The organism is Streptomyces sp. NPDC048637 (assembly GCF_040650675.1).
GTDB lineage: Bacteria > Actinomycetota > Actinomycetes > Streptomycetales > Streptomycetaceae > Streptomyces.
The window spans coordinates 1-3,058 of sequence record NZ_JBEZHQ010000087.1; the positions used below are offsets into that span (position 1 = coordinate 1).

The window sequence follows — 3,058 nt, forward strand, 5'->3', positions numbered from 1 at the left end:
GCCTGCTGCGCATGCCCGATGTTCGACTTCACCGAACCCAGCCACAACGGCCGATCCTCGAACCGCTCCTGACCGTACGTCGCCAGCAGCGCACCGGCCTCGATCGGATCGCCCAGCTCCGTACCGGTGCCATGCGCCTCCACCACATCCACATCCGCCGCCGACAACTCCGCACTCGCCAACGCCGCACGGATCACCCGCCGCTGGGCCGGACCATTCGGCGCCGCCAGACCGTTCGACGCACCGTCCTGGTTGACCGCGCTCCCCCGGACCACGCCGAGCACCTGGTGCCCGTTGCGGCGCGCGTCCGACAGCCGCTCCAGCACCAGCATGCCGACGCCCTCGCCGATGCCCATACCGTCGGCACCCTCGCCGAACGCCTTGCACCGACCATCGGAGGCGAGCGCCCGCAGCCGGGAGAAGCCTACGAACTCGCCCGGGTCGGCCATCACCGTCACACCGCCCACCAGCGCCACCGAGCACTCGCCCGACCGCAGGGACTGAGCCGCCTGGTGCAGCGCGACCAGCGACGAGGAGCACGCTGTGTCGACGGTCACCGCGGGCCCGTTCAGGCCCAGCGTGTACGACACCCGGCCCGACAGCACGCTCAGCGCATTCCCGGTGATCAAGTGCGCCTGGGCCTCTGCTTCATCCCCCAGCACCCCGATGTAGCCGGAGGCAGCCGCGCCGATGAACACTCCGGTCGCCGAGCCGTGGAGCGACTTCGGGTCGATGCCGGCCCGTTCAACGGCCTCCCACGACGTCTCCAGCAACAGCCGCTGCTGCGGGTCCATGGCCAACGCCTCGCGCGGGCTGATCCCGAAGAACCCGGCGTCGAACTTCCCGGCGCCGCTGAGGAATCCGCCCTCGACAACGTACGTCGAGCCCTCGGCGTCCGGGTCCGGGTCGAACAGGCCCTCGACGTCCCAGCCGCGGTCGGCCGGGAAGCCGCCGATCGCGTCCCCGCCCATCGCCAGAAGTTCCCACAGCTCCTCGGGGGAACGCACGCCGCCGGGGTAGCGGCAGGCCATGCCGACGATCGCGATCGGGTCGGTCGAGACCGGTTGCACCACCACCGGGGCGCTCTCCTGCAAGACGCTCCCGAACAGCTCCGCGAGGATCTCATCCGCCAGCGCCGACGCGCTCGGGTGGTCGAAGATCACCGTGGACGGCAGCCGGACACCCACGGCCGCGTTCAGGCGGTTGCGCAGTTCGACGGCGGTCAGCGAGTCGAAGCCCAGCTCACGGAACGCCCGGCTCGCCACGATCTCGTCCCCGGAGTCGTGCCCCAGCACCGCGGCCGCCTGCGTCCGCACCAGTTCCACGACGGTCCGCCGCTGCTCGGCGGCCGGCATGGCGGCCAGGCGTGCGGCGAACTCGCTGCGCTGGTCGTCGACCTGGCGGGGAGCCGTGTCCTCCTGAGCCTCGGGGATGGTGTCCAGCAACGGGCGCGGGCGCGCGGCCGTAAAGACCGGCGCGAACTTCTCCCACTCCACGTCCGCAACCGCGATGAACGTCTCATCGGCCGCCAAAACCTCACCCAGCGCCGTCAACGCCCGGTCGGTGTCCAGGAAGTTCATGCCCTGCCGCAACAGACGGTGCGGGGTCACCCGGCCCGGCGCCTGATCCATCACCGCGTCCACGGCGTCCCAGTCACGGGTGTTCCACACACCCCACGCAATCGACGTACCCGGCAGACCCCGGCCGCGACGGTCCTCCGCGAGCCCATCCAGGAACGAGTTGCCCGCCGCATAAGCAGCGTGGTCGTTGCTGCCCCACGTCGCCGAGATCGACGAGAACATCACGAACTCGTCGATGCCCAGCTCCGCCGTCGCCTCGTCCAGGTACACGGCACCGGCCGCCTTCGCACCGAGTGCTGCCGCAAGGCCTTCGTGATCCGTGTGCTCCACCCGGGAGAGGTATGGCGTGTTCGCCGAGTGCAGGACGGTCGACAGGCTCGGACCGGTGTTCTCGATCCACGAGACCATGGTCGTGACCTGCGCACGCTCCGTCAGGTCGCAGCTGACGACCTCGACGGCGGAACCCGCGTTCGCCACGGCGGCGGCGAGCGCCGCCACGCCGGGCGCCGACGGACCGGACCGGGACGTCAGCACCACCCTCGGCGCACCGCGCTCGGCCAGCCACGGACCTATGCACACACCGATCGACCCCGTACCACCGGTCAGCAGGACCGTGCCACGCGGCGACCAGCCCTCCGCCTCGACACGACGGGCTTCAGCCCGCACCAGCCGACGCAGGAACACACCCGACGCCCGCACCGCGACCTGATCCTCCCGGCCATCGGCGAACACACCGACCAGGCGCGCGCCGACCTCGGCGTCCACCACCGGCGGCAGGTCGACCAACCCGCCCCACCGGTCCGCATGCTCCAAACCGACCGTACGGCCCAGACCCCACACCTGCGTCTGCACCGGACTCGTCGTCACCTCGTCAGCCGCGACCTGTACCGCACCACGCGTCAACACCCACAACGGAGCCGCGACACCGGCCCGGCCCAGCGCCTGCACCAAGTCGAGCGTGTCGGCACTGCCCCGCGGCACCCACGGGAACTCCCCGTCGAGCGACTCGTCCAGCGCCAGCAGCGACACCACACCACGCACATCCACACCGGCAACGGCCTCGCCGAGACCGGCCAACGTCGTCCGCACCACCTCGGCACCACGGCTCGCCAGCGCATCGGCCATCACACCGGCGTCCGCCGCATCCCCGACCAGCAGCCAGGTCCCGGACAGGACCGCCGGGCCACTCCCGGCGGCCGGCTGCCACGTGATCCGGTAACGCCAATCGTCCACCGACGCCCTGGTCCGCTGCGGGGTGCGCGGCTCCGGCCAGAACCGCTGACGCTGGAAGGCATAGGTCGGCAGGCCGACGCTCTCACCACCACCGAGCACCGCCGCCCAGTCCACCGGAGCGCCCTGGACATAGGCCTCAGCGAAGGACGACAGCAGGCGCTCGGCGCCGCCCTCATCACGCCGCAGCGTGCCGACCACCACCGAGCCCTCGACATCCTCGACGACATCACCCACGGCACTGGTCA

1 protein-coding gene is annotated in these 3,058 nt (G+C 71.3%); it reads right to left on the reverse strand.

Annotation, left to right across the window (positions count from 1 at the left end; translation table 11 throughout):
• A partial coding sequence (locus AB0C46_RS40635) for a type I polyketide synthase (protein WP_362834167.1) occupies positions 1–3,058 on the reverse strand: 3,058 nt, incomplete at both ends.